At 69.0% G+C, this 24,642-nt stretch carries 24 protein-coding genes and 2 pseudogenes; 10 read left to right on the top strand and 16 right to left on the bottom strand.

Going from position 1 to position 24,642, the window contains the following annotated elements; translation table 11 throughout:
* The first annotated feature begins 36 nt into the window (after positions 1-36).
* Complete coding sequence (locus ACLGIH_RS15500; RefSeq protein WP_333932185.1) at positions 37-1,452, top strand: transcriptional regulator; 1,416 nt, start codon at positions 37-39, stop codon at positions 1,450-1,452.
* Positions 1,453-3,273, top strand: coding sequence for a DEAD/DEAH box helicase (locus ACLGIH_RS15495; protein WP_416525828.1), 1,821 nt, complete (start codon positions 1,453-1,455; stop codon positions 3,271-3,273). It begins immediately after the preceding gene.
* Between the two features lie 18 nt (positions 3,274-3,291).
* Here the strand turns inward: ACLGIH_RS15495 and ACLGIH_RS15490 are convergent, their stop codons facing one another.
* Positions 3,292-3,480: a hypothetical protein gene (locus ACLGIH_RS15490; RefSeq protein WP_123188664.1), complete on the bottom strand. Its 189-nt coding sequence runs from the start codon at positions 3,478-3,480 to the stop codon at positions 3,292-3,294.
* Between the two features lie 70 nt (positions 3,481-3,550).
* On the opposite strand from ACLGIH_RS15490, the gene ACLGIH_RS15485 reads away from it, so the two are divergent.
* Together ACLGIH_RS15485 and ACLGIH_RS15480 are read left to right on the top strand one after the other, a co-directional pair.
* Positions 3,551-4,504, top strand: coding sequence for a NaeI family type II restriction endonuclease (locus tag ACLGIH_RS15485; RefSeq protein WP_416525827.1), 954 nt, complete (start codon positions 3,551-3,553; stop codon positions 4,502-4,504).
* Positions 4,501-5,004 carry a very short patch repair endonuclease gene (locus tag ACLGIH_RS15480; RefSeq protein ID WP_416525826.1) on the top strand — a complete coding sequence of 168 codons (504 nt, stop codon included), beginning with the start codon at positions 4,501-4,503 and terminating at the stop codon, positions 5,002-5,004. The genes ACLGIH_RS15485 and ACLGIH_RS15480 overlap by 4 nt, the downstream gene beginning before the upstream one ends.
* Positions 5,005-5,024: 20 nt before the next feature.
* Here ACLGIH_RS15480 and ACLGIH_RS15475 read toward each other — a convergent pair whose 3' ends face one another.
* Positions 5,025-6,299, bottom strand: a complete 1,275-nt coding sequence (locus ACLGIH_RS15475; RefSeq protein ID WP_416525825.1) for a DNA cytosine methyltransferase — start codon at positions 6,297-6,299, stop codon at positions 5,025-5,027.
* A 555-nt stretch (positions 6,300-6,854) separates the two neighbouring features.
* Here ACLGIH_RS15475 and ACLGIH_RS15470 point away from each other — a divergent pair.
* Entirely contained in the window at positions 6,855-7,697 is an 843-nt protein-coding gene (locus ACLGIH_RS15470) for a PE-PGRS family protein (RefSeq protein ID WP_416525824.1), read from the top strand.
* Here the strand turns inward: ACLGIH_RS15470 and ACLGIH_RS15465 are convergent.
* From ACLGIH_RS15465 to ACLGIH_RS15410, 12 genes are all read right to left on the bottom strand, one after another.
* Positions 7,627-9,306, bottom strand: coding sequence for a PE-PGRS family protein (locus ACLGIH_RS15465; RefSeq protein ID WP_416525823.1), 1,680 nt, complete (start codon positions 9,304-9,306; stop codon positions 7,627-7,629). The genes ACLGIH_RS15470 and ACLGIH_RS15465 overlap by 71 nt on opposite strands.
* Positions 9,307-9,463: 157 nt before the next feature.
* Positions 9,464-10,366: an aKG-HExxH-type peptide beta-hydroxylase gene (locus tag ACLGIH_RS15460; protein WP_416525822.1), complete on the bottom strand. Its 903-nt coding sequence runs from the start codon at positions 10,364-10,366 to the stop codon at positions 9,464-9,466.
* 56 nt (positions 10,367-10,422) lie between these two features.
* Positions 10,423-10,584, bottom strand: coding sequence for a hypothetical protein (locus ACLGIH_RS15455; RefSeq protein ID WP_159054018.1), 162 nt, complete (start codon positions 10,582-10,584; stop codon positions 10,423-10,425).
* A 90-nt stretch (positions 10,585-10,674) separates the two neighbouring features.
* A complete protein-coding gene (locus ACLGIH_RS15450) occupies positions 10,675-11,394 on the bottom strand; it encodes a 2OG-Fe(II) oxygenase (protein WP_416525821.1) in 720 nt (239 codons plus the stop codon).
* Complete coding sequence (locus ACLGIH_RS15445; protein WP_416525820.1) at positions 11,391-13,250, bottom strand: radical SAM protein; 1,860 nt, start codon at positions 13,248-13,250, stop codon at positions 11,391-11,393. Before ACLGIH_RS15445 ends, ACLGIH_RS15450 begins: the two co-directional genes overlap by 4 nt.
* A 30-nt stretch (positions 13,251-13,280) precedes the next feature.
* The gene (locus tag ACLGIH_RS15440; RefSeq protein WP_416525819.1) at positions 13,281-14,147 is read right to left on the bottom strand and encodes a hypothetical protein; all 867 of its coding nucleotides are present in this window, start codon (positions 14,145-14,147) and stop codon (positions 13,281-13,283) included.
* Complete coding sequence (locus ACLGIH_RS15435) at positions 14,144-15,067, bottom strand: NAD(P)-dependent oxidoreductase (RefSeq protein ID WP_416525818.1); 924 nt, start codon at positions 15,065-15,067, stop codon at positions 14,144-14,146. Before ACLGIH_RS15435 ends, ACLGIH_RS15440 begins: the two co-directional genes overlap by 4 nt.
* Positions 15,064-15,729: a TylF/MycF/NovP-related O-methyltransferase gene (locus tag ACLGIH_RS15430; protein ID WP_416525817.1), complete on the bottom strand. Its 666-nt coding sequence runs from the start codon at positions 15,727-15,729 to the stop codon at positions 15,064-15,066. The genes ACLGIH_RS15435 and ACLGIH_RS15430 overlap by 4 nt, the downstream gene beginning before the upstream one ends.
* Positions 15,730-15,734: 5 nt before the next feature.
* A complete protein-coding gene (locus ACLGIH_RS15425; protein WP_416525816.1) occupies positions 15,735-16,205 on the bottom strand; it encodes an NUDIX domain-containing protein in 471 nt (156 codons plus the stop codon).
* Positions 16,196-17,065, bottom strand: coding sequence for an isocitrate lyase/phosphoenolpyruvate mutase family protein (locus ACLGIH_RS15420; protein ID WP_416525815.1), 870 nt, complete (start codon positions 17,063-17,065; stop codon positions 16,196-16,198). The genes ACLGIH_RS15425 and ACLGIH_RS15420 overlap by 10 nt, the downstream gene beginning before the upstream one ends.
* Entirely contained in the window at positions 17,058-17,744 is a 687-nt protein-coding gene (locus ACLGIH_RS15415; protein ID WP_416525814.1) for a dTMP kinase, read from the bottom strand. The genes ACLGIH_RS15420 and ACLGIH_RS15415 overlap by 8 nt, the downstream gene beginning before the upstream one ends.
* Entirely contained in the window at positions 17,741-18,502 is a 762-nt protein-coding gene (locus ACLGIH_RS15410; protein WP_416525813.1) for a hypothetical protein, read from the bottom strand. The genes ACLGIH_RS15415 and ACLGIH_RS15410 overlap by 4 nt, the downstream gene beginning before the upstream one ends.
* Positions 18,503-18,808: 306 nt before the next feature.
* Between ACLGIH_RS15410 and ACLGIH_RS15405 the strand changes: the two genes are divergently transcribed.
* From ACLGIH_RS15405 to ACLGIH_RS15395, 3 genes are read left to right on the top strand one after another with little or no spacing between them, the layout of a single operon-like run.
* Positions 18,809-20,221, top strand: coding sequence for a helix-turn-helix domain-containing protein (locus ACLGIH_RS15405; protein WP_416525812.1), 1,413 nt, complete (start codon positions 18,809-18,811; stop codon positions 20,219-20,221).
* A 58-nt stretch (positions 20,222-20,279) separates the two neighbouring features.
* Entirely contained in the window at positions 20,280-21,281 is a 1,002-nt protein-coding gene (locus ACLGIH_RS15400) for an asparaginase (RefSeq protein WP_416525811.1), read from the top strand.
* 27 nt (positions 21,282-21,308) lie between these two features.
* Positions 21,309-21,767, top strand: coding sequence for a PPC domain-containing DNA-binding protein (locus ACLGIH_RS15395; protein WP_416525810.1), 459 nt, complete (start codon positions 21,309-21,311; stop codon positions 21,765-21,767).
* Here ACLGIH_RS15395 and ACLGIH_RS15390 read toward each other — a convergent pair.
* Entirely contained in the window at positions 21,754-22,377 is a 624-nt protein-coding gene (locus ACLGIH_RS15390; RefSeq protein ID WP_416525809.1) for a nucleotidyltransferase domain-containing protein, read from the bottom strand. The two genes, ACLGIH_RS15395 and ACLGIH_RS15390, sit on opposite strands and share 14 nt — an antisense overlap.
* A gap of 324 nt (positions 22,378-22,701) precedes the next feature.
* Here ACLGIH_RS15390 and ACLGIH_RS15385 point away from each other — a divergent pair, with 324 nt between their 5' ends.
* Positions 22,702-23,139, top strand: a complete 438-nt coding sequence (locus ACLGIH_RS15385; protein WP_416525808.1) for an ATP-binding protein — start codon at positions 22,702-22,704, stop codon at positions 23,137-23,139.
* Between the two features lie 125 nt (positions 23,140-23,264).
* Positions 23,265-23,666 (top strand): annotated as a pseudogene (locus tag ACLGIH_RS15380) (NUDIX hydrolase); the annotation flags it as partial.
* Positions 23,667-23,895: 229 nt separating this feature from the next.
* Here the strand turns inward: ACLGIH_RS15380 and ACLGIH_RS15375 are convergent.
* Positions 23,896-24,594: pseudogene (locus ACLGIH_RS15375) on the bottom strand (nucleotidyltransferase domain-containing protein); the annotation flags it as partial.
* Positions 24,595-24,642 lie beyond the last annotated feature (48 nt).

Here is a 24,642-nt window from a genome sequence, read left to right as displayed (position 1 = left end):
CCTCGTAGGAACGCGAACGGAAGCAGGAGCAAGTACATGGCCAAGGGCTACGGTCTGCCGCCGGGTGCCGAGGAGAACCGCGCCCTTGTGCGGTCCCGGTTGGAGGAGATCGCGGCCGGCGGCGGCCCCCGCGAGACCTTCACTGTCGAGTGGCGGGGCGGGCCGGAGCATCTGGAAGTCATCCAGATGCCAGTGGGCAGCCTCTACTACAACCCGGCAACCCACCGCATCCGCGCACAGGCCGGTCACGACCCGAAGCAGGCGGAAGCCCTCGCGGACGACCCCTGGAGCAGTGACAGCCAGGCATACTTGGACCGCCTTCTGCAGGTGCTCCCAGCAGACCCCGCCCGGACTGATCCTGAGTTCGACGAACTGATGGCGAGCCTCAAGGAGTACGGCCAGACCGATCCCGGGCTGATCACTCACGAAGGCATCCTCGTCAACGGCAATACCCGGCGCGCTGCTCTGATGCAGCTCTTCGGTCCCAACCACGCCATGCGTGTAGCCGTACTGCCGCCTTCCTGCGACTGGCAGGACATCGCTGCGATCGAACTGTCGCTCCAGCTGCGCAAGGAGCACCGGCGGGACTACTCCTACATCAACCGGCTGCTCGCGGTTCAGGAGCTAGTGGATCAAGGCACGCCCCTCGCTGTCATCGCCGCTACCTTCCGCACGACCGCGGAGCGCTGCCGGCAGGACCAGTGGGTGCTCGCCCGCATCGAGTCGCTCATCGAGCGAAGCAAGACGGCCGGCGAGCAGCTGTCCTTGGTCGCTTTCGAGGACCAGGCTGAGAAGTTCCGCGAACTGCACCGCGCATACGCCAAGCAGTACGCGGTCAACCCGGAGAAGGCGGAGCTCCTGCTGGAGAACCGGCTGGCGGCCATGCTCCTGGGCTTCGCCAAGACTGATGTCCGGTTCATCGACCACGACTTCCGCGACCGCTACCTCTCCAAGACGCTGCCGGACAGCGAAGCCCCAGCTGAAGCTTCGGCGGGGGTGGCCATCCCCGGTTTGGGTCGGGCTGTGAAGGGTCCGTCTGCCTCCCTTGGTGCAGCCAAGGCATTGACAGACGCCGTCCTGCACGCGCGAGCTGTCAGCCGGCCAGGCAGCGCGGCTCCGCCGGAGGCTGCGGCTGAGGCACAAAAGGAGGTCGTGCGGCTGCGCGCAGCGATGGATCAGGCCATCAGCGATGCCGGCCGCGACGCGCGTATCAAGAAGCGCAAGCAGGCAGCACCTGCCCGCCTTGCCGACGCCGGCCGCGACATCGAGCAATGCGTTACGGACCTGGTCATGTCCCGCGCGCAGCGAAGCCTGGATGAGGAGTCGTTCGACGACGCCGTCACTGATCTGCGGCAGAAACTGGAGAAGCTCGCTATCGAGACCAAGCGCACTGTGCAGCACCCAGGAGACGGCGTGACCTGGCTCCTCGAGACGTTCGGGAAGGCGCGCTAAGTGGCCGACGGACCCAGTCTGACGATCGGCTTCGACATCACTCGCACGCAGGCAGCGCTGCGGACTGTGCCCGAGTGCCGTGGTGCGCTGGGGCAGTTGATCGCCAGCTTCCCCAGCGGCCGGATGACCGACAGGCTCTCGGCAGCTGTCCCCATCGATAGCTTCCTCGCCAGTATCAGCGCGCTCGGGGCCTGGGCACGACCGGACAGCGTTGTCTGGGAGGAGGACTTCCGTCTCCTTGTCACCGAGATGCTCGACACGGCGGACACGGCGGAGAGGCTCCTCAGCGGCTCGCCCGACGAGGACACCGTCGAGCCGGAGTCGGTCCCGTCCCTGCTGAGCGACGACTGGATCGGCCCTCTTACCCCTTTCCAGCTCCGCGACATAGCCCGCCTTCTCTCGGTCGGCCACGGAGCCAACTTCAGTGTGCCCGGCGCCGGCAAGACCCGTGTCTCCCTCGCCGTCTTCTCTGCACTCCGCCAGCGCGGAGCCGTAACCCGCATGCTTGTGGTGAGCCCGAAGTCCGCCTACGAAGCATGGCAATGGGAGCCGGAGCAGTGCTTCTCCACCGGGCTCGACGTGCAGGTGCTCGGCAAGTCGGTCCCGGCCTCAGCAGACATCCTCCTCGTCAATTACGAGCGTCTGGACCGGGCCCTCGCTGGGCTGTCCCAGTGGCTGGAGGCGGCCCCAGCGATGCTCGTCCTCGATGAGGCCCACCGAATGAAGCTCGGCGGGGCCGGGGTTTACGGTGCCGCCTGCATGGCACTAGGCCCCCTCAGCCGCGTCCGGATGATCCTCAGCGGCACTCCTGCACCCAATGGCGCCAAGGACCTGGAGAACCTTCTCTCCTTCGTCTGGCCGGGGCACGGGCGGCGCGTGGTCACTCAAGCTGTCGACGGCGGCGACCTCGCCCATGCCAGCCGAGTACTGCGCCCCCTGTATACGCGGACGACCAAAGAGGAGCTCGGACTGCCTCCCGTGGAGACGCGGGTGCGCCGAATCCCGATGCCGCCGCTTCACCGCGAGATCTACGACGCTCTGGTGGGGAAGCTCTCAGCCAGGGCGGCGGCCGACCGCACCGACTTCGAATCGCTCGGCAAGACAGCGCTGCGCCTGCTGATGGCCGCCACCAGCCCGGCTCTGCTCGTGGCGGGCTCAACGCGTTACGAGCCGCTGCACTTCCGCGTCCCACCGCTGGAGGTGGCCGAGGGGCATCCGCTCTCCATGCTCCTCCGCCGACTCCCCGACTACGAGCTGCCGCCCAAGTACCAGGAAACCCTCTCCATCGTGTCCGCCAATGCTGCGGCCGGACGCAAGACTCTGATCTGGACGAGCTTCGTCCGCAGTATCACTTCGCTCCAAGCACTGCTGGCGCCGTTCCAGCCAGCGGCTGTGCACGGGGGGACCCCCGACCGGGAAGCTGAGTTGCGCCGCTTCCGGAAGGATCCGGACTGCAGCGTCCTCATCTCCAATCCGGCGACCCTCGGCGAGGGCATCAGCCTCCACCAGGTGTGCCATGACGCGGTCTATGTGGACCGTGATTTCCAGGCCGGCCGGTTCCTGCAGAGCCTCGACCGCATTCACCGCCTCGGCCTCGCGCTGGACACGGAGACGCGGGTCACGGTCCTTACGGCCGAAGGTACGGTCGACGAGGTGGTAGCCCTTCGGTTGGCGCAGAAACTGGACTTCATGGGGCGGATCCTCGACGACCCGGAGGTGCAGCAGCTGGGCGATCCGGAAGAGGAAGTCCCGCTGGCCGCAGGAATGGACGCCGCGGACGTGCGAGCACTCCTGCAGCATCTCGGGGCGGGAGCCGTCTAGCGCCAGCAGAACTGCGACTCACAGAGTTCCGTCTCGCAGCAGCGCCTCGACGGCGTCCGCCTCCCGCTGCAGCACAATGCGCCCGTCCCCGTCGCTGAAGGCGAGGATGCGGCCGCCCGTATCCAGGCCCGCCTCCGCCAGGAGCCCCAGCGGCAGGGACACACGGCCCTCGTCATCGATCTGCAGTTCAGCTGGTTCGCGTATCACAGCTGAAGTCTGCCAGTCTCCTCGTCGGACCGGGCTGCCCTGCCGTCCGGAGCCCGGATAGAGTCCTGCCGTGGACGGCGAAGCGATGAGCACGCAGGCAGCCCTGTGGCCTGTTGACGAACCAGGCGATCCGGAACTGGATGCCGTTGCGCAGCAGATTCTCGCTGCCGACCCGCACGGCAGGAGGACCGCAGGGGCGATCCGGCGGAGCATCGACATGCTGCTGGATGGGCAGCACACCGGTCGCTTCCGGTGGGACCAGCTGTACAAGACCGAGAAGGCCCACTTGGGCACGCTGATCGAGATCAACATGCAGCGCGAGTTCGGCTTCGCCGACGGCCTCAGCATGGACTACTCGATCGCCGGCACCGACGTCGACTGCAAGTACTCGCAGACGCTCGGCGGGTGGATGGTCCCGCCAGAGGCCCTCGGCCACCTGCTGCTTGTCGTCTGGGCCAGCGATGAAGAATCCAGATGGTCCGCCGGCCTCGTGCGCGCCCTGCCTGAGAGGCTGAACAACGGCGGCAACCGGGACGCCAAGAAGACACTGAACGCCGCAGGGCGGGCCGCAGTGCGGTGGCTGTTCCACCGGGCTCCTCTTCAGGAGAACATGCTGCTGCGGCTCTCCGAGGCCGATATCAAGGCGATCTTCTCCCACAGGAGCGGCCAACGCAGGGTGGACGATCTCTTCGTGAGAGCTCAGGGCCGCCGGATCAGCCGCACTGTCGTCGCTACAGTGGCGATGCAGGAGGACTACATGAAACGCGTCCGCTACAACGGCGGATCGCGATCAAGGCTCCAATCCCGCGGCATCGTTATCCTGGGCCATTACTCCAGCCACGGCCGGATTGCCGAAGCGCTCGGCCTGCCCGTACCTGGTCCCGGTGAGTCGGTGAGCGCCCGGCTTGCGGCTGCCGGTCCCCACCACGGGGACGCACCGAGAGTAGAACTGGGCGGGCAGGAATGGGTTGTCGCGAGGCCGGATGACCCAGAGGAAGCCGTCCCCAAACTGCCGGAGATATGAGCGAGCAAGCGCAACCAGAGCAACAGGCCGGGCAGTGGACACGGCCCGAAGGTTCCTGGGCCTCCTCGGCCGCGAACCGGCGGAGCATGCTCGGCAACCGGAACCGCGACACCGCACCCGAGCTGCTCCTCCGCTCGCTCGTCCACGCCGCTGGACTGCGCTACCGGGTGGCGGCCAAGCCGCTTCCGAAAATGCGCCGCACGGCTGACATGGTCTTCCGCCCAGTGAAGGTGGCCGTCTTCATCGACGGCTGCTTCTGGCACGGCTGCCCAGATCACTTCGTGATGCCGAAGACGAACCGGCCGTACTGGGAGGACAAGATCGGCCGGAATATCAAGCGCGACAGGGACACGGACAACCGGCTCGCGGAGGAGGGGTGGCTGGTTCTCCGCTTCTGGGAGCACCTCGAGCCAGAGGCGTGTGCCAGGACCGTCATCGAGGCAGTGACCGCCCGGCGGCAGGAGGCCGCAGCCACGAAGCGTGACCGGAAGGCCCCCTGACCGCCCGCCCGCGGCGGCCGTCAGCTGATCTTCGCCTGGTTCAAGGAGAAGAGTTCATGCCTCTGATGGCCCTCTTGGCCGACGAAAGCCTTGAACTCGCCGAGCCTGTAGCTGAGGGCGCCGCTGGAGCGCTTCACCCTGTGGATCACGAAGTCGTGCTCGAGGTGGGCAATGTGCCGTTCGACTTCCGGCTCTGACATGTGCTTCCCGGTCTTCTCCAACCGGCTGATGATCTGGTCGATCCCAATGGGACGCTCCATCCCCCGAAGCAGCTTGTAGACGGGGTCGTGGACTACCTCTGTTGTCTCTACCAGCTCGGTGCGTGGCCCTTCCTGCCGCAGCGCCCGTGCGATGGACCGGCCCACCGCCTCCGCGACAGGCGGCGGGAAGGCGTTGCCTACCTGCCGGTACGTACTGGTCTTCCGGCCCTGGAACACCCACTCGTCCTCGGGCTTCCAGCCCTGGATCCGGGCCACCATCTCCACGGTCAGTTTCGGTCCTGGCTTCCCTTCAGCCGGCTTCCAGCCAGGCTCTGGGGCCTGATCGCTGACACCGTGAGCGTCCACCCCTAGCTTCGCCCAAGCAGCTTTGGCGCGCGTAGGTCCTAGGTCGGCCCCACCGTGCTTCTTCGACCCTCCGACGATGGTGGGGGCGATGTCGTTGGCCTTCTCAGCCCAGCTTTTAGCGCCCTCCCAGCCCCTAGCGGCCATCAGGTCGCAAAGGGCTTCGCCCACTGTGGGCCGCTTGGCCGCCAGCGGTTCAGGCCATGTGAAGTACTCAGCGTATTCAGGACGTAGCGCTACGAGCACGAAACGGGGCCGCAGCTGCGGCACTCCGAAGTCGGCTGCGTGGAGGAGCTTCCACTGAGCGACGTAGCCAGCGCTTTGCAGGGTGTCGAGGACGTTCTGCCGATAGGCCGCGAAGCGATTGGCACTGAGCCCCCGGACGTTCTCCAGCAGGAGCGCCTTGGGCTTGGCCCTCTCAGCCAGGCGCACGGCCCAGGCGAAAAGATCGCGCTCGTCGGTCGCCCCCAACTGCTTACCGGCGATGGTGAAGGGCGGGCAAGGCACTCCGCCGGCGATCAGATCCATCCCGCTGAACTTCTCGGGCTTCCAGACCTCCGGATCAGCCACATCGCCTTGCCGGACATCCCAGTCTGGCCGATTCCTGCGCAGTGTGGCGACGGCGTGCGTGTCGAGCTCAACGGCCAGGGCGTGCCCGAATCCGGCGCGCTCCAACCCGAGGGCCTGGCCGCCCGCCCCTGCGCAAATCTCGACAGCCTGCAAATCCGTCATTCATCCTCCATACGTGCGCACCGCCCGCCGAGCGCTTGGCTGCACTCGCGGCAGGCCGGACTCGAACGTGCTAGCGAGTCCGTCTCTGCGTACGAACATCCCAGGAACAAGCCAGCAAGTCCACCGAGACGGGCGTGTACAGCTGACCGCGAACGGGGCCAGTGAGAATGCCCAGTCTAGGTGGCTGGAACCCTGCGGACCCTTGCCTTACTGCCGCCTCACACGAAAGAAATAGAGGACCATCTCACATCCGATGCCGACGACCCCGCGCCCGACCTCAGCGGCCCTCACCGTCGAGCGGCAGCCGACAGATCTCTGTCCCACGAGGTGGACGCGGAGTCGCTGGGCCTGACGCATCTCGATCATGCTGTCTACCTCATTGGCAAATGTTGTTCGTCTGGAGGTCCGGGTGAGTCGTACCCGCCCTGACCTGCAGGTGGCCAAGTCGCCAGATGGCTGGCCGTCGTCCCTGCAAGAACCTCTGGCGCTCAGTTCTATCCGCTGGTTTCGGCAATCGCCGCGCGACGGGATTAACAGAACTGGCTCAATGGACCCATGGAGATGGGTGAGCACTGGGCCTACCGAGCGAGGCCGAAGGAGTTGGGCGGCCCGGTTCGTCGGGTCGAGGTCGTACGGGTAGGCGGTCGTGGCCGGGCTGATTGGCTCCACGTGCGGTTCCTCGACAGTGACGACGCCGGACTGCAGGAGTGGGTCGACACGACTTCCCTGGTGGCGCGCTGGGAGGACGTCGAGGCGTTCCGTGCGGACGACGCGAGCGAGCTCGCTCTGGCCGAGGCGTCGCGGCATGTACGGGGGAGTGCCGACTTCGAGGCCGCACGGTTGATCCTCGGGTTCGTCCGCCCGAAGAGCAAGCTGCGGCTGCGGCGCAGCGTCGCGGACGCAGGGATCCTGGAGATGGGCAGTCTCGACGACGGCGCTCCCCTTGTCGGCATGGATCCCGCGGAGCTGCGAGACGATCCGATGGTCTACGAGAACCGCCACGGCAGGTGTCTGGCAGGGTGGCCGGTCACCGAGCGCATCGCACGCCTCGTGGCCGGCCGTCTTGCCGAGGACATCCTTCCGGAGGTGGACCGCAGGCAGCAGGCCATCGATCAGGAGCGCACGCAGTCCTCCTGGTACTCCTACAGCCGCCGGGACGACCGCAAGCTGGACGCGGAAGCGGCCGTCCTGCGGACTGTCCGGGAGTGGTGTGGCCAGGACAAGGCCGAGCGGTACGACGAGCTGGTCGCTCTGCGCGAGGAGGTTGTCCGGCTCGGGAAGCTCGTGGAGAGGTCGGTGAAGGCCCTACGTGACCGCGGGCACGGTGTCATCGCCTCCACCATTGAGCGCGACCTTGGGGTCCATATCTCCAGCCTTGGTCCAGACGTTCGTCGGTGAAGCCGCGCCACCGCTCCGGCTCCCGCTTGGGCGGTTCGGCTTCCCCCTTAGGTTCTTCCTTCTTCTGTGGCTTCTCCTTCTCCGGCCGCTGCGGATGCCATCCGTCGAGGAAGGGCCTTAGCTGGCCGTCCGTGGGTTCCGCGTGGAGGCTGTGGCCGGTCAGGCTCCTGCCGGCCACGGTCGGATCGAGCCGGTCAGCCTCCGCCTTTCCCCACGCTGACCACTCGCGCAGTCGTCCGGCTTCGTGGGAGTTGTCCGAGGCGGAGGCGGCCTCATCGAGCGCGGCGCAGAAAGCCCGCATCTCCCCTGCGGCCCGCCACTGCGCCAAGGCGGTGCCGAACCGGTCAACCCGTACGGCGTCCACCGCCTTGATCGTCGCGACGCTGACCGCAGCTTCCCACTCCCGCCGCGTACGCTCCTTTTTCTCAGCCTCCCGCCGGCGGTGCTCCTCTTCTTCCTGGGCCTCTCGGAGGCGGCGTTCCTCCTCCTGCCGTTCCCGCCCCTCCCGCTGACGCCGCTGTTCCGCCTCCCACGCCAGCCGGGCCTGCTCCACTTGCTCCGCGTGGGCCTTCAGGGCTCGGAGGACGGCGTCGATCTGGTCCTCCAACGGCTTCTTTGCGCTGTCGGCCCATTCCTTCTTCCAGCCGTACCCCGAGCCTTGGCTCACGTGCAGTTCCAGCTCGCCGGATGGCTCGAACCGGTGTGCAGGGGTGACCCGCTGCCAGTCGTACGTCCGCCGGCCCGGCTGCGTGGGCACGTACCGGACCTGCTTCTGCCGTTCCTTGAAGCTGATCTCGTATGTCCTGCCGTGGACCTTGAGCAGCGGCCTCGGCTGCCTGCGCTTCTTCGACACCGCGATGTCGCCGTGCAGTGCCCGGGCCTGCTCGGCGAGGAGCCGAACGAGGGAGAGCACTCGTGGGAGTACTTCGTCTGAGATCTCGAAGGCGCTGTGGTCTGCGGTGACCGCCGCGATCACGTCCTCGATGTCGGTGATCACTCGGCTGCGGGCCAGGCGGATCCGGTTCCACTCGGTGTCATCCTCGCCTGTCACCCGGAGCAGGCCGAGGAAGAAGTCTCCCTTCGCCCGCCCGCTGTACTTCAGATGGAAGCCATCCGGAGCACACTGCCTCGCGGCGTCAAACGCCCGGCGATAGCGGGCCCGCTCCTCGTCGCTCGGGTCCGGGATCCGAAGGAATCGGTCGGCCTTCTGCACCTCCGCGATCAAGGCCGCGCCGATTTCCGCCGGCGACTGCCGTGGCGGCTTCGCAGGGCGCGCTGGCGCAGGCTTGGCCTCGAGCGGGGGCGTCGCCCGCTGGCGGGGAGGTGCCGCAGCCTCCGGCTTTGGTTCGGCAGTTACCGGTCGCTGCTTTCGCGAGGTCGGTTCAGGCCGGTCCGGGTGGTGGCCGTGTTTCAGGTAGAAGCGACCGTCATCGGTGATCTCCGCCTGCCACTTCCCACCGTGCTTGGGCATGGTGATGAGGCCCCGGCTCTTGAGGGCGCGAGCGGTGATGGCGAGTTCCGGGCTGGCAGAGGTGACGGGATCCGTTCCCTCTCTGATGCGAGTGAGCAAGGCCAGCTGTCGATCGTTGAGCGGCGACCATCGGTACATGGTGACCGTCGTACCGGTCCCACCAAGTGCCTACAACCAGAATGGTGATGTTCCCGCATTCTGCTGCCCGAGCGTCCTCACGGCCGGACAGGAAGGTCGCCGCTCCCCTTGCTCGCCACCATGTTTGAGGGGCGTGCCCTGCGCCTCCCCGATCAGCTCAGTCGGCAGAGCACATCGAAGTGCCCACCTTGCCGACTGCACGGCCGATGCGTTCAGGGATTTCGTTTGCGGGCACGTACGAGAGGGCCTGCTCCAAGCATTCGGTAACGGCAGCGAACTTGACCGCCTGCTGGCGCAGGTGGGTGTCGAGGAAGGGTACGACGGCGCCCGTGGCGCTGCGCCGCGCCTCCCGTACGTACAGCACGGTGAGAGAGAAGGCCCAGCACGCGTGGAGGAAGCCGAAGACGGAACGCCGCGTGCCTCGCCAGGGGGAGAAGAAGGTGACGTCGGCAGGGAGGCGCACGTTGTGCGCGGCCAGGGCGTCGTTGAGCCAGTTGTGGGCGGCCTCGTGGATCAGGTCGCGGGCCAGGACCTCGGGGTGGACGGTGTAGTCGGTAAAGACGGTGCCGGGGAGGCGGGTGAGGGCCCAGCTGTGGAGGGTCTCGTCGAGCCGGCGGCGGTTGAGCAAGCAGATGACGGGGGCGTGCTGGGTGAGCAGCGTGCCGAAGCCATGCTCGGTGGCGGAGGCGAGGGCGGCATGCACGATCGCCTGGGCCTCGGGCGTGGCAGAGGCGGTGTCGGGGCCGACGAGGTAGTACGCGGTTTCGGAGATCTCCGAGCGCAGCATGTCCGCAGGGCGTGGGCTGAGCACGATGTGCGGGTCGACCGACAGGTGGGTCAGATCTCGCACCGTCGTATTGCGGTACCAGGCAAGGCGGTCCGCGTCCCGGGCGCTTGCGGCGTGTTCGGCGCCTTCGAGCAAGTGGTGGGCGGCGGCGTAGTCGAGGGCGGACGAGCCGAGGCGGTTGCCGAGTACGGAGGCGATACGGCTGGTCCGGAGGTGCTGGTGGCCAGCGATGCCGTCGAGGGTGACCAAGGCTTCCGGGAAGAGAGCGCTCATCTGGGGCTCCGGGGTGGAACGGGGCCGGACCGGGACGGGCCCGGCCCCGTGGCGGGTCAGGACTCGGTGGTGGGCTCAGCGGCGTCGGGCTGCACCGTGGTGGCCAGCCAGGTCTCGGTGGCCGCGTTGGAGGTGTGCGCGGTGGTGCGCACAGGGTCGCTGTCGCGCAGGGACGCGACTGCCTCCAGGAACTCGTCGAACGTCTTGTCTTCTGCCACTGCTCGCTCTCTCCTCTGGTCGGGGCCGTGGGTTGGGGGAGGGGTGGCTGTGCGGCGGGCCACGGGGGCTGGTCATGGCGGCGAGGCTTCCTACTCGGAGACGAAGAGCGTGAGGAACTTGCGAACGCGGCCGGCGCGGACAGGTTCCGTGCCGTGAATGAGCTGGCTGCCGAAGACCACGAGCGTGCCGGGAGCAGGTGTGACGCTCCATCGGGTGCGGGGCATGGTGCGGAACCAGGGGGAGGACACGTCCGTCCCGTCGTGTGCGAAGCGCATCCCGTGGGCGTAATCCGACCCGGTCGGCGCTTCGTCGGCGGTCCAGACGGCGTCGCTGCCCGTGGTCTCCACGTAGAACGCGCCGCCGGTCTCGTGGATGCCTGTGAGCGTGACCGTCGCGGCAGCGATCTGGCGGGGACGGGTGCGGGGATCGGGGGCGATGCCGTCGGCATGCGGGGTGATGTATTGGCCGGAGCCGTATTCCAGGTAGATCCACGGCCGGTGGCCAGTGACCGACGGCAGGGTGCGCGTGATGGCGGCCATGCGCAGCTTCAGGGCCTGATCGAGGAGGGCGGTCGCCTCGTACGGGATTTCGGTTACCTCGATCCGGCCGGCCGGCTCGTAGACGTCCTGCGCCTCGGCGGGGGAGTGACCGGGGATCTCGTGGATGGTGGTGCGGCGGGCCGTGCCGTACCGGTCGCGCCCGAGGGAGCCGAGCGTGTCGTCCATGACGATGCCGAGTCGCTCGATCTCGTCCGGCTTGAGGAAGCCCTCCACGGTACGGATGGACAGCGTCTCGGCGATGTGGATCACTGCTCGCCTCCGCAGGCACAGGGGGTGGAGGGCGGGGCGGAGGCGGCCTCGGCCAGGGCCTCCGTGAGGACGTGCACGGCCTGGGCGAGGTCCTCGAAGTACTCGGCAGGCGTTGTGCCGGCAGCGGGTACGAGATGGAGGTCGAGCGTCGGGTACACGCGGCCGGTGGTGCGGCACGTGAGCTCGTTGCGGCCGAGGACCAGCGAACACGCTCCGGGCAGAGAGGGCTCGGCTCGGCCAGCGGCCCGGCACAGGCGCGCTGCCGTACGCGCGTGCTCGTCGCGGTCGCGCGGCAGGATGCCGACCGAGAGGAAGCGGGGCTCGGTTTCGGGGAGGCTGGCGTAGGTGTGGCCCTGGCAGCTGTCATAGGTGACTGCGTTCCAGCCCGCGGTGAGCGCGTCGACGACCGGGCGGACGCCGGGCTCGATGCCCTCGTACCACTGGGGGTGTTGCGGGTCGAGATCGTCTGCCTCGTGAATGCCGGGGAGGCCGACCGTGTTGATGTTGCCGTGGGCGCTCACCTGAAGGCGCGCGGGCGGGCGGGGCGCCGCCGGGTCGTCCCACCGGGCCAGGAACGCCGCGACGTGGTGCATGTCGTTGGGGCGGACGGGACGCCAGCGAAGCCGGGAACATGAGGCGCCGGGCGGGAGACTCGGCTGGACGAGGAGGGCGGCGACGCCGTCGATCAGGCGCATGCGGTGGTCGCAGTACGCGTCTTCGTCGCCCGCGGCGGCGAAGCGGAGGCGGACCGCCGGGCAGCCCGCGCCGCAGGTGTCGCGGTAGTCGCAGGCCGTGCACTTCGTGACCAGGGAGCGTGCCTGCTGAAGCAAGGGAGAGCCGCCCTGGGCGCCGGCTATGTCCGCCTCGGCGTGTACATCGCCGAGTGCGGCGAGGCCGGCCTGCGGCCAGGGCAGCTCATCACAGCTTCCCAGGCGGTCGTCGGGATAAAGGGTGAGGACGTGGTCGCACTTCAAGTCGGAGAAGTGGCAGGAACGAGTCTGCAGACCCTTCAGACGGCGGATGACGGAGACGACGGGCTCCAGCTTGACGCGGCGGAACAGGCCGTCGGCGACCCAGTGGTGGGCGGCCTCCAACACGAAGTCGGCGTACTGACGAGGCGTGACGGCCCAGGCCGGGCCGGTGGGGCCGATGGCCCGCCGCTGGAGTGCCCGACTGGTCGGCGCACGGGATCCAGCCACAGTGGTCGACCGGGTGACCGACGCGTCGAAGCACGGCACCAGGCTGACCGTCGTCACGGCGGGAAAGGAGGCGAGGTGCTCCATGACCTCGGAGGCCCGGCCGAGGACATACGGAGTGACGGCACAGATGACGCCGACGCGGCGTTCCCGACGGCCGAGGAGTTCCAGGGCTTCGACCACCCGGGAGTACGTGGGGCGGCCGTCGTACCCGACGCGCCACGAGTTCCCAAGCGCGTCCCCGTCGAGGGAGATGCCGATCTCCAGCTCCGGGCAGTGCCGCTCGAACAGGTCCAGCCACGCGTCGTCGAGCTGGAGGCCGTTGGTCTGGAGGCTCACGCGGATGACGTTCGGCTGTGCGGCGAGCGCGTCCAGGATCTCCGCGATCCGTTCCGGGCCGGCGGTCAGGGGCTCCCCGCCGTGGAGTTCGATGCTGAGCGGGCGCCCGGAGAAGATCGAACCGAGGCGGTGGACCTGTGCCGCGTTGATCCGGGCGCCGCCCGGTGACTCCTTGCGCTTCTCGAAGCAGTACAGGCAGTCGATGTCGCAGGTCTCTCCCCGGAGCTTGAGGATGACGGAGACCGCCGTGTCCGGCCCGGTGCTCGACAACGGGGCGTAGAGACTCTCAAGGTCCGTGGGGGCGGTGCGGGTGACGGGCATCAGAAGCCTCCCGAGGGGGAAAGGCGCGGTCTACGCGACATCGGTGGAGACCGCGGACAGCCACCCGAGAAGCTGTCCGCCGGTGATGGGGATGTGGACGTCGCCACGGCGAAGGAACCACCCGTCGGCGTACCGCTGGGGCAGCCAGCCGGCGTCTGGGGCGCCCAGACTGGGAGGCTTCTGCAGCGGGTCGTCGACGGGCCAGCAGCCCAGGAGCGCTCTGGCCACGCGTCGCTGAACCGGACGGAACCACTCCCACGTCTCCGCGCGAGCCGGGTTGATCGACGGGCGGGGCGGCGCGCCGGCGAGCAGCGGCAGCCACTTGTCGCCCAGGACGGGATGGCCGGCCGCCGCGCAGTCGAGCGCAGCGAGACAGGTCTCCAGCTTCCGGCATACGACGACGACCGATTCGGCCAGGCCGTCCTCGACGAGTCCGGTCAGGTCCTCGGCGAGACTCGCCGCCACCTCGGCCTGGTCGGCAACCGCCCACCGTCGGTAGCCCTGGCGCTCCCCGGGAGCGAGCACCGGACTCCAGCGTCCGGAGCCGTAGGAGAGAGCGGTACGCAGACACATGAGGTCGTGCATCGAAGCGCGTACCCGGCGGAACGAGCCGAGGTCGTCGCGGCGGACGTCGAAGGAGCGGAGCAGGTGACGGAGTTCCTCCGCCCGCTGCGGCGCCGTCGCCTGGAGGTCGACACGGACGCCGTCCACGATGCGGGACTCCCACGCCGGAAGGGTGCCGTCCACGATGCCACGCAGGTCGATGTCGCTCGCCGCGTGGGCGAAGCCGCAGGCGAGGGCTCCCTCCAGCCAGACCTCACGAGCCTCGCCGGACGCGAGCAGAGCCTGGGCGACTCTGTCGGCGATCTCCCGGCGCAGTCGTGCCGATGGGTTCACCTGTGCCCTCCTTCGATCAGGATCTTGTCGGCGGCGTTGATCTCCTTGAGGAGGTCGATGGCCCATCGGTCGAGTGCGCCGCGCACGTCGGAGCGCTGGGCGCCAATGTGGGGCGAGGCCAGGAGGTTGAGCGGCGTCGTGGAGCCGGTGAGGAGCGGCAGGTGCTCCCGCTCGACCGGGTCGAGTGCGAGGCCCGAGAGCCTCCCGTCCGCCAGTGCCCGCAGGCAGGCCGCGACGTCGAGGGTCTCCAGCCGTCCTGCGCAGATGAGCAGAGGCCGCTGCGGAGCGACGCGTGTGAGGAAGTCCTCGCCGATCAGCTGTTCGGTCGTGGGGCGCAGCGGCAGAGCGATCACGTGTACCTGCGACTGCTCCATGAGGGCTGTCGGCGATAGCTCTCGCAGACCGGGAGAGTTCGACGGCCACGCGGCGAAGGCCGTGCGGCCCACGTAGGGGGCGAGGGCCCATTCGGCGGCCAGCCCGACCGGACCCGCGCCCCAGATGCCTGCGTCCAGGGTGCCGAGTGACGCCCCCATGCACGCCTGCTTCTCGTGCTGGCCGAGCAGCAGCGCGTGCTGCCCCAAGGGGATCCGCCGGGCCAGGGCCAGGGCAGCGGCGAGCACCCACTCGCCCACGGCGCCCGCGCCGGCCTCGGCGTTGCGGTGCAGCGTGATGCCACGGTGCCGGAGGGCGCTCACGTCGATGTGGTCGATGCCGGAGCCGGTCCGTACGACGTGCCGCAGGCGGGGGAGCGCGTTGAGCTCCCGCTCGCCGAGACGGACGCCGGAACGCAGGACGAGCACGGCCGTGTCGGCGGGCAGAGGCGAGTCCAGGTCCCGCAACTCGTGTACGAGGACATCGGGCAGGGCGCGGCGGATCGCGCTCGCGTCCGCCGCACCGCGTAGCACCAGGACAGCGCTCATCCGAGGAACTCCGGCTTCTCGTACCGGCCGAAGGCGAGATCGTCCTCACCGACGACGACGGTCACGGGCGAAGGCGCGCCGAAGTACACGTCGCAGGCGCGCTTCACCCCCGGGAGCCCGTCCCAGGCCCGCGGATTGACCGCCGTGTCCGCGTAGTCATCGACGAGCAATACACCCGTCGGCACCAGGCGGGTGACGCAGTGCGTGAGTCCCGTGAGGGTCGAGTCGTAGAAGTCGCCGTCCAGGTAGGCGAACGCGATCTCGTCGGGCAGCTCCTTGGCAAGGGTCTCGTCGAACCATCCCGGATGGATGACCGGCGCCGGCCTGGCCCAGGCCGCGTGCGTGGCGTGCACGTCGTCCGGTGACGACCGGAGCTCGCCCGCCGCCAGATGGTCCGAGTCCTCGGCGCCGGGCGCGGGCATGCCCTGGAAGGAGTCGTAGACGTGGATCTCGCGATCGCGGTCGCCCAGCGAGTCGAGCACGCTACGGATCCAGAGGCCCATCGCGCCCTTGTAGCAGCCGAGTTCCACCACGGCTCCCGACAGACCGCGGGCGGTCATGTCGGCGAGCTCGTCGGCGATCACGCGGAGCCGGTCGGCACAGACCGTCCCGGAGTGCTCCCGTAGCAGCCACTCCCGCAGATCGTTCAGCGTCGGATCCATGAAGGTCACCACCTGTCCACGAATGGGTCGGCGAGCTGCCCGTTCAACGCCGCCGACAGCGGTCGGTTGATCCGGGGCAACAGGTACACGTCGCCCAGACGTTCCAGCGGAACCCACTCGAAGCCCACCTGGATGGGGTCCGGCGGTTCCGGCATGCGCGGCTCGGCGTCGTCCACCTGCTCGGCGAGGAAGTTGAACTGAACCTTCTGTACGTCCCCGAACTCGCCCTGCCACGACTCGGGCACGTACTCGACGACGCACAGCAGACGCCGGGCCACGACCTGGAGGCCGGTCTCCTGCGCGACCTTGCGGTTCACGGCCTGGCGCAGGTCCTCGCCGACCTGCGCTTTGCCGCCGGGGAGGTTGTAGTGGAACCCGGCCTCGTCGTCGTACGACAGCAGCAGGACGGTGCCGTCGCGCACGATCGCCGCCTTCACGGAGACACTGATCCGAGGCGGCTCGGGCGTCAGAGGCACGACAGCGCCTCCGGTTCGCCGACGCGCATCAGGTCGCCCACCTCCGCGAGGGACCCCGCGACGGTGGAGCGGAAACTGCCTCCCCGCCGGAACTGACGAGCGGCGGCGCGCATACCCGCGAGGGCGGCACGGCTGAGCTGGTTCGCGTAGATGCAGAGGTGGAAGCCGGCCTCGCCGAGTTCGGCGGCGCTCAGGTCGGGGAACGCCGTGGGCACGCTGACCAGCGGCACGCCGTGGTTCCACGCACGTCCGATGGCCCGCGCCTGATCACCGGTCGCGTCCTTGGAGTGGATGAGTACCGCATCCGCTCCGGCCTCGGCGTACGCCTCGGCGCGGGCGATCGCCGTGGCCATGTCCTCACCGGCGATCAGGGCCTCGGTGCGGGCCACGACCACGAGGCCATCACCGGCGACCTTCCGTATGCGCCCCACCTGCTCGCACAGCAGATCCCGGTCTGCGAGGGTCTGGGCACGGTGGGCCGCGAAGCTGTTGCACTTCGGGTACGCGCTGTCCTCGACACACACTGCCGCGGCTCCGGCGCGCATCAGGTCGTACGCGAACCGCTCCGCCGTGCGCCCCGAGCCGCCCGCGTTGTCGATGTCCACGATGGCGGGCAGTTCGGTGACACGGCCGAGCGAGGCGACCACGTCGGACAGGTCCCGGGGGCCCAGGACGTTGGCGTCCGGTAGCCCGGAGGCCGCGGACACCTCCAGACCGCTCACCCACAGGGCGTCGAAGCCCGCCTCCGCTGCGACGTGCGCGGCGAGCGCGTTCACCGCACCGATCGCCAGGAGAGGGTGCTTCCGCTCGCTGTCGTCGAGGGCCTCGCGCAGACGCCTCGCCTTCGTGCCGTCAACCATGGATCTCTCCTCCTTCCGTGTGGGCGGCGATGGGCGGTACCAGCTGTCGTTCGCGCAGTACGTCCCAGGCGGCGAGCAGCACCTCGGACCGGGGCCGGCGGGCGTCCAGGCGGACCACGTCGCCCAGCAGCGGGAACTCGTCGGGCTTCGTGACCACGGCCTCGTAGGTATCGCGAACCCGGATCTGGACGTCGCGCACGTCCCAGTCGGCCCGCACGGCGTCACCCTGTCGGGCCTGCGCCCGGCTCATCGAGGCGTCGGTCTCCAGGTCCAGGACGAGCGTGATGTCCGGGGCGACGGTGAGCTGCGCGGCCAGCGCCTCGTACGTCTCCGATGCCCTCATGCCGTGCTTCACGGCGAAGAAGGCCAGCTCGCTGAGGAGCCAGCGATCCGCGATCACGGGCCGGGCCGCTCGCTGGGGGAGCACGAGGCGATCCAGCGTGGCCCGCTTGTCCGCCGCGATCGCGGACAGGTAGGCGTCGCGGTTCCCGGCGTTCGGCTGGTACTTGCCGGTGACGATGGCGGCGGCCTGGTCGGGGGCGAGGAAGTTGGTGGTGAGCACGCACAGCGGGGTGACGCCGTAGAGCCCCTCCCAGAGCCGGAACAGGCCCTTGCGCAGCGTCGTCTTGCCAGTGCCGTCGAGCCCCTCGATGACAATGAACGGATAGCGGTGGTTCATTCGACCTGCCCCGCCCCCGTGCCGCCGGCGTACTTGGTGAAGCGACCCCGCCAGCGGGCCGTGGTGGACACCAGGTCCACGAGGCGCAGCTCCGCCAACTCGTCGAGCAGTCGGGGCAGCTCGGGCTCGGCGCAGATGCCGGTCGCGACGGCCCGGCAGTACGCGGCGCGGAGGGGCGGGTCATCGTCGGAGTTACGCAGCGCTGCCTCCAGCACCCGCGTGGCCATGCCGTGGGCAACGACGCTCACCGCGGTGCCCAGGGCCTGCTCATGGAGCGGGCTCGGGTGCGGCTCCAGCGTGATGTGGTGCACCCCGCGGTGGCGGATGATCGCGAAGAAGCCCACCCACCACGCGGCGGCGCCGCTGACGGCGGTCACGGCGTCGGACCAGGCCGCCCCGGACTGCTCCGCGAGGAGATTCTGGGCAGCGCTGTCAGCGGCGTGGTGGAGTGCCCCGCGCCGGTTCCGCGACTCCGCTCCGTGCCGCTGGGGCAGCTCCCACCAGAAGCCGAGCCCGGCGTCCTCCAGCAGCGCCTTCGCGGACTCGTCCCCTGCCGACAGTGGAGACGGGCGCTGGGCCAGCACGGAGACATCGGCGCCCGGCACGTCCGGCAGCGCCTTCTCCTCGGCGACGGCAGCCCGCCATTCGTCGAGATGGAGATGGAGCCGCTGGGTCAGCAGCCCGTCCGCCAGCGTCTGCCAAGCATGGGCCAGCGGCGGCGAACCGGGGGGCCGGGGTGGCAGGGTCAACGAGGTCACAGGTCGGATCCTCACGTCCGGGGAGTCGCGGCACGCGGCTCCGGTCGGTGGTGCTCCACCACGATGGCCGCCACGAAGGCCCACGCTTATGAGCGTTTATGAGCCCCACGAGCGCACCGTGTCCGGGTGGTCGCAGAGCGAGGCAGAATGCCGACCATGGTCGACAGCGGACAGCGACGGTGTACGCGCTGCGGTGCCCTCCTCAGTCGCTTCAACGCCGGTACACGATGCGCCTCCTGCCAGGACGGGCCGGCCGCCCGACGGGCCGACCCGGCCTTCTGGCGTGATCCGACGGTCCGGCGAGCCGTGGCCGCCTGGGAACTCGGCACCGTCGTCAAGCTGTTCAGGAAGCACACGGGCCTCTCCCAGGCCGGCGTGGCGCGGATGGTCAGCATCGACCAAGCCGAGGTAAGCAGACTGGAACGCGGGCTCAAACGGATCCGCGACCGACGACAGTTCGTCCAGTGGACTGATGCGTTGGGAGTCCCGGGGGAGCTGCTCGGGCTCCTGCCCACGGTCGATCCGCACATCGCGGACTCCGCGGGTCGACCGGGGGCGGTGGACACCGGAGCCCGTGGGTACGCTGCGCTGCCCGAAGGGCCGGGCCAGCTTCTGTTACCCGCCGGCCGGGCCGTCTCGACGACGGCGCTTCCTGTGCTGACCCTTCCCGCGGCCTCCTTCCTTGGGGACAGCCTGAGACTCGACTCTCGCCCGGAGCTGGAGGCGTGGCGCACCATGCCGATGCGCGCGCTCGTCGTCGCCAACCGCACGGTGGACGGGGCGGTCCGGCAGTTCGTCACCGACGTCCGACCGAGCGGCGTACGCGCCACCGCCTCCGACCCGGTCGACATCCCCGCCGCGTACGAACTGGACGACCTGACTTACGGCATCCTGTGGGCCGTGTCGGGATTCGAGGCGGCACTGCTCGGCGACGACCAGCCCCTGCACACCTCGCTAACGTCGCTCACCGTTTCCCCAGGCGCACCAATCGCCGCCGACCAGGGACTGACCGAAGTCTCCCGGATGCTCATCGGCTCGGAGACTGCAGCCCGGTACATCCTGGGCCACCGTGACCACCTGGGCGACGCACCCGTCTTCTGGACCAGGGAACAGCGCGGTGAGGAGGCCGCCACCTGGCTGTTCTTCCGGCACAAGTACCAGTACCTGGAACGAATGGCGCCCAGGCGTCCGGGCGGTACCAGCGGCCGGGGGTTCTGCGTCCCCGAGGCTGCGGTCGCCTCCTCGCCGGCGTACGAGCGCGTTCTGCTCTTCCTCGCTATCGCGCTCATGGAGTCCTTCGGCATCCGCACCTGGGTGACGGACGACGGAGGCTTCGCCCACACCGACGGCTTCGCGCTCTCCCACGGGCGCCGCGCCGTCATCGCCACATGGGTACGGACCGAGGGGGCGTCCCACCTCGCGGTCACCGCGCGGCCGGGGGCCCTGCGGACGTTCGCCGATGTAACGGGCCACGTCAGCCACCACTCGGCCACGGCGGCCGAACAGGTGGGACAGCGGCTTGCGGCAACGGCGGAGTACCTCGGCCTCGACGCCTCCTGGCTCGGTCGCCGGTGCGCACAGATGTCGGCCGTCGGCATGGAGCGGCTTGCCCGGCCGCGCAGCCGGTTGCTCGGTCTCGAAGGGCTGGAGGCCGCCTGCCGGTTCGTGGCCGAGCAGATGGTGATCATTCCGCGTACCCGGACGGCGCCGACCCGATAGCCTGCGTGAACCACTCGTGAGGTCGCGCTCGGCGGCGTCCGGACAGGGGAGCAGGGGAATGACGGAGTCGGTCAGGAACGTGGCGGTCTTCTCCCTCGGCGGCACGATCGCCATGACCACCGACCCCACCACCGGAGGCGTCGTACCGGCGCTTTCGGCCCACGAACTCCTCGCCGCGGTACCCGCGCTGGCCACGAGCGGCATCGGCCTCAAGGTGCGGGACTTCCGTCGTCTGCCCGGCGCCTCCCTGACCTTCGAGGACCTCACTGCACTGTCGGCCGCGATCGCGGCGGAGCTGGAGACCGGAGAGGTCGACGGCGTCGTCATCACCCAGGGCACCGACACCATCGAGGAGACCGCCTTCCTCCTCGACCTCTACCACGGCCACGAGCAGCCTCTCGTCGTCACCGGCGCCATGCGCAACCCCACCCTGCCCGGCGCCGACGGCCCGGCCAACCTCCACGCCGCCGTCCTGGCCGCAGCCGACCCCGGACTCAGCGGCGCCGCCTGCCTCGTCGTACTCGGCGACGAGGTCCACTCGGCCCGGACCGTCCGCAAGTCCCACACCACCAGCCCCGCCGCCTTCACCTCACCGGCGTGCGGCCCGATCGCGCGGATCGCGGAGAACCGGGTGCGGATGGCGGGCGGGTTGCCGCGTCGTGGACCACTGGTCGGCGCCCCCGACCGTGAGGCACGCGTCGGGCTCTACACCGTCACCCTCGGCGACGACGGCGCCCTGCTCAACGTGTGGGACGGCAACTGTGACGGGCTCGTGGTCGCGGCCTTCGGCGTGGGCCACGTCCCGGAGCGTCTCGTCGAAGGGCTCACGAAGCTCGCGTCCCGCATCCCCGTGGTCCTCGCCTCCCGCATCGGCAACGGCCCCGTCCTGTCCGACACGTACGGCTTTTCCGGCTCCGAGAAGGACCTCCTCGGACGAGGACTCATCGGAGCTGGGGACCTCGGCCCTTACCAGGCGCGGCTCCTGCTGCAGGCGCTGCTCGCCCAGGGCGCCGACGGGGCGGCGGTCCGCGAGACCTTCACCACCGCCTCCGCCCGCTGATCCCACCTCTTCAGGAGACACCCGCACATGCGCGCTCACGAGCTGACCGTAGGCCGTACTTTCGGCGTCACCTTCGACCACGGAGAGGACTTCTTCGAGGCGCTGTCCACCTTCTGCCGGGACAACGGCGTACGGCAGGGCTACATCCCCTCGTTCATCGGAGCCTTCGCGGAGGCCGAGATCGTGGGTGCCTGCGAGAAGCTCGCGGACCCGGACGCACCGGTCTGGGCGAAGACGTACGTCACCAACGTCGAGGCGTTCGGCGCCGGCACCCTCGCCCATGACCCCGCCACCGGCGGGGTACTCCCGCACATCCACGTCTCCGCCGGCCTGAAGGCCCAGTCGGCCGACGGCAGGACGAGCCACCTCCTCAGCGCCAAGGTCCAGTTCCTCAGCGAGCTGCTAATCGTGGAGGTCACGTCGCCCACGATGACCCGGCCCCGGAACCCCGACCTCTACGACGTTCCGCTGCTCACGTTCGGCTGACCGGCAGGAGCCGGCGGAGCCAGTGATGGGTGGGCGCGATCACCTTGATCGCGTCTGCCAGCCAGGCGCGGGCCGGAGCGTCGAGCAGCGGCAGTACCGCTTCGAAGTCGGTCTCGTCCTTGTCTCGGGTCGCCTTCGCCTTGTAGAAGAGCTGCACCTCGGGCGCGAGATACGGGATGCCCGTCTCGCTCGTCCGCCCGATTCGGTCGATCGGGAGCCGGATCTCCGGGGTGCGCCGCGAGACCCACTGAGTGCCCTCGGCCTCGTCCAGCATGAGCTGCACGGACCAGGGCGCCTTGGGCGTACGGCGGCACCAGATGTCGTGGAGCGGCGGCTGAAGGACCTCTCCCGGTCGCCACGGTCGAAGCTCCCCCTGGCCGGGCGGATCTGCCACGTGCAGGTCCCAGTCGACCAGCAGTTCACGTACTCGGACTTGGTCGCGCCGAAGGACGAGAACGTCGAGATCACCGTGTGCGCGCAGCTCGCGGCCGACCGCGAGTTCGATCGCGTAGCCACCGGCGATCCACCACGGGAAGTCCGCCTCGGCGAAGACCGCGGCCACATTCTCGGGACGATCCGGCACCCAGCGTCCCAGCACGTCAGCACTCACTCGCTCATACTCTCAGTGACCAGACGGGCGGAGGCGAAGGCCGACGGTGGGTCGGCGGACTCCCTGGAGCGCCTGTGGTCCGCTCGCACCCTGTGCTCATAAACGCCCATGAGCATCAAGGCCACCGGCAGCCACCCTTGAGCGAGTGACTCGCGACCGGCCTCGTGGCCGGGGGCTTGAGCCACGACCATCCCAAGGGCCGGACACGCTCGATGACATGGTGCTTTATGCGGCCTCTACGTCTTTCGGTGGCGTACGCACTGCCGCCGCTCCGGAGCCCTGGGAGGAGGCCACCGACGTCACCCGCAGGAGGTCCGCCGCCCGATGATCAGTGTGCCGTCTACCGCCCTCGTGTACCGCTGGACCGACCGCACCATCAACCCGACGGGCGAAGCCCGCTCGGTTCTGCGACGTGTTCTCAAAGATCTGGGCCTGTCCGACGACGTCATCAGTGACGGAGTCTTGGCAGTCTCGGAGCTCGTGGCCAACGCGCACGAGCACGCGTGCGGCCCGTACGAGGTACACCTTCGCTCTGTTGCCGGGAGATACATCTGCGAGATCCACGACGGGAATCCTCTGCTTCCTACGGACCTCTACCTGGCTGCCGCACCCTTGCCGGAAGTCACCGCGTCGGAGGCAGTGAGCGGGCTACTCACTGAGCGCGGCCGGGGCCTGCACATCGTGCACGAGCTGACTCAGGGACAGTGGGGATTCCAGGTCACGGACTGCGGAAACAAGGCTGCTTGGGTGGTGCTGGCCTAGGGTTCGGCTGCGATGGCACCCCGAGGCGGCCCGACCTGACGGACGTGCCGATGCGGCAGCATGAAGATTGGTGTTTGGCCGAACGGCTGCGCGCGTAATGCGGTGCAGTTGGCGTTCAGGAAGGGATCTCCGTGACGATCGAGGCCGAGACAGCGGTTGCTGCCGCCGTTGTCGTTCAGGACGGGCGTGTGCTGCTCGTGCGTCGCCGTGTCAGCGAAGGTTCGCTCTCCTGGCAGTTCCCGGCCGGCAAGGTCGAACAAGGCGAGACCCGCGAAGACGCCGCCGTGCGCGAGACGCAGGAGGAGACCGGTCTGACCGTCGCGGCTGTGAAGCTGCTCGGCGAACGGATCCACCCGACTACGGGCCGGCTGATGTCGTATGTCGCGTGCGAGGTAGTGAGTGGCACAGCCCATATTGCGGCTCCCGAGGAGCTGGCGGAGCTTGCTTGGGTGACCCGCGGCGAAATCTCCCAGTACGTGCCGTACGGGCTCTTCACGCCCGTGCAGGAGTACCTCGACGGGGCGCTCCCATCCTTCACAGCCCTGACGCACCTATGGCCGGCGACCAGGAGCAAATTCCGACCGTCGGCCGTGGGGCATGACGAGGGGGTCCTGGCTGTTCTCCGGACGTGCGTGCAGGCGTCCAGCTCGCAGCGCGCAAGAATTTCTGCTCCTCACACCGGTCGAGGGAAGCAAGCGGCGCGATTGTCGGCCAAGGCGGTGGGAGGGGCTGGCCTCGCCCCGGGGAGGTTCGTGAAGTTCCACCTCGCTTGTAGCCGACCCACAACCGACCACCGGCCTGCTCGATCACCTCGTCGACAGCGGCTACGAGGGGCTCTACCCACCCCTCCAATACTTCCCGCAGGCCACGGTGCAGTCGCAAGCTGAGCCCCGGTGACGTCGTCTCCAGACGGCGTGCGAGCCACTTTCCACCCCCGCCCCACGAGCCTTCGATGGCTAGTGCCAACTCGCCCGTCCGGCGAACCAGTTCGGTGGCAATGAACAGTCGCTCGCTCTGGTCGCTGCTCCCTGCGAGGTCGTCGAGAAGGTCGGTGATCGCGTAGCGGCGATCATCGATTTCGTCGGCCGACACCATGGGTGGCCCTGCGGCGGTCAGCTTTCGGGCCTCAGCTGCGATGCGCGCTCCGACTCCGTCAGTATCGAAGAGCAGCTCACCGTCGGCGCACATCCAGAGCAGCGGCGACCGGCGCTTGCGTACTTCCCGCTCAACGTACGCGTACCACGTCGTTTCGGTGTGCACGAACATCTCCACCGGCCAGTCGTCACTCCGGAGGCTTGCCCGGTACGGGGCCGGGGCTCCGTGGAGCAGGACCACGATGTCGAGGTCCGACATTGCCGTCCGGCAGCCCGTCACGACGCTGCCTCCCAAGAAGGCAGCCCGGGCGTCGGGGTGGTGTTCATCTACAACGGCATGTGCGGCCTCGATCGCATCCATGCGGCAACTATCAGCATTCTGCCCACCACGCGCACGCCGTTTCTCCGG

This window comes from Streptomyces hamibioticus, assembly GCF_047946815.1.
In the GTDB taxonomy this organism is placed as follows: Bacteria; Actinomycetota; Actinomycetes; order Streptomycetales; family Streptomycetaceae; genus Streptomyces.
The sequence above is the reverse complement of the archived record's forward strand: the minus strand, read 5'-3'. Positions and strand labels throughout refer to the sequence as shown.

What these genes read in the sequence shown, in the direction of transcription:
- ACLGIH_RS15500 (WP_333932185.1), top strand. Translation starts at nt 37, where the DNA reads ATGGCCAAGGGCTACGGTCTGCCGCCGGGTGCCGAGGAGAACCGCGCC.
- ACLGIH_RS15480 (WP_416525826.1), top strand. Translation starts at nt 4,501, where the DNA reads ATGAGCGAGCAAGCGCAACCAGAGCAACAGGCCGGGCAGTGGACACGG.
- ACLGIH_RS15475 (WP_416525825.1), bottom strand. Translation starts at nt 6,299, where the DNA reads ATGACGGATTTGCAGGCTGTCGAGATTTGCGCAGGGGCGGGCGGCCAG.
- ACLGIH_RS15470 (WP_416525824.1), top strand. Translation starts at nt 6,855, where the DNA reads ATGGAGATGGGTGAGCACTGGGCCTACCGAGCGAGGCCGAAGGAGTTG.
- ACLGIH_RS15465 (WP_416525823.1), bottom strand. Translation starts at nt 9,306, where the DNA reads ATGTACCGATGGTCGCCGCTCAACGATCGACAGCTGGCCTTGCTCACT.
- ACLGIH_RS15460 (WP_416525822.1), bottom strand. Translation starts at nt 10,366, where the DNA reads ATGAGCGCTCTCTTCCCGGAAGCCTTGGTCACCCTCGACGGCATCGCT.
- ACLGIH_RS15445 (WP_416525820.1), bottom strand. Translation starts at nt 13,250, where the DNA reads ATGCCCGTCACCCGCACCGCCCCCACGGACCTTGAGAGTCTCTACGCC.
- ACLGIH_RS15435 (WP_416525818.1), bottom strand. Translation starts at nt 15,067, where the DNA reads ATGAGCGCTGTCCTGGTGCTACGCGGTGCGGCGGACGCGAGCGCGATC.
- ACLGIH_RS15430 (WP_416525817.1), bottom strand. Translation starts at nt 15,729, where the DNA reads ATGGATCCGACGCTGAACGATCTGCGGGAGTGGCTGCTACGGGAGCAC.
- ACLGIH_RS15420 (WP_416525815.1), bottom strand. Translation starts at nt 17,065, where the DNA reads ATGGTTGACGGCACGAAGGCGAGGCGTCTGCGCGAGGCCCTCGACGAC.
- ACLGIH_RS15415 (WP_416525814.1), bottom strand. Translation starts at nt 17,744, where the DNA reads ATGAACCACCGCTATCCGTTCATTGTCATCGAGGGGCTCGACGGCACT.
- ACLGIH_RS15400 (WP_416525811.1), top strand. Translation starts at nt 20,280, where the DNA reads ATGACGGAGTCGGTCAGGAACGTGGCGGTCTTCTCCCTCGGCGGCACG.
- ACLGIH_RS15395 (WP_416525810.1), top strand. Translation starts at nt 21,309, where the DNA reads ATGCGCGCTCACGAGCTGACCGTAGGCCGTACTTTCGGCGTCACCTTC.
- ACLGIH_RS15385 (WP_416525808.1), top strand. Translation starts at nt 22,702, where the DNA reads ATGATCAGTGTGCCGTCTACCGCCCTCGTGTACCGCTGGACCGACCGC.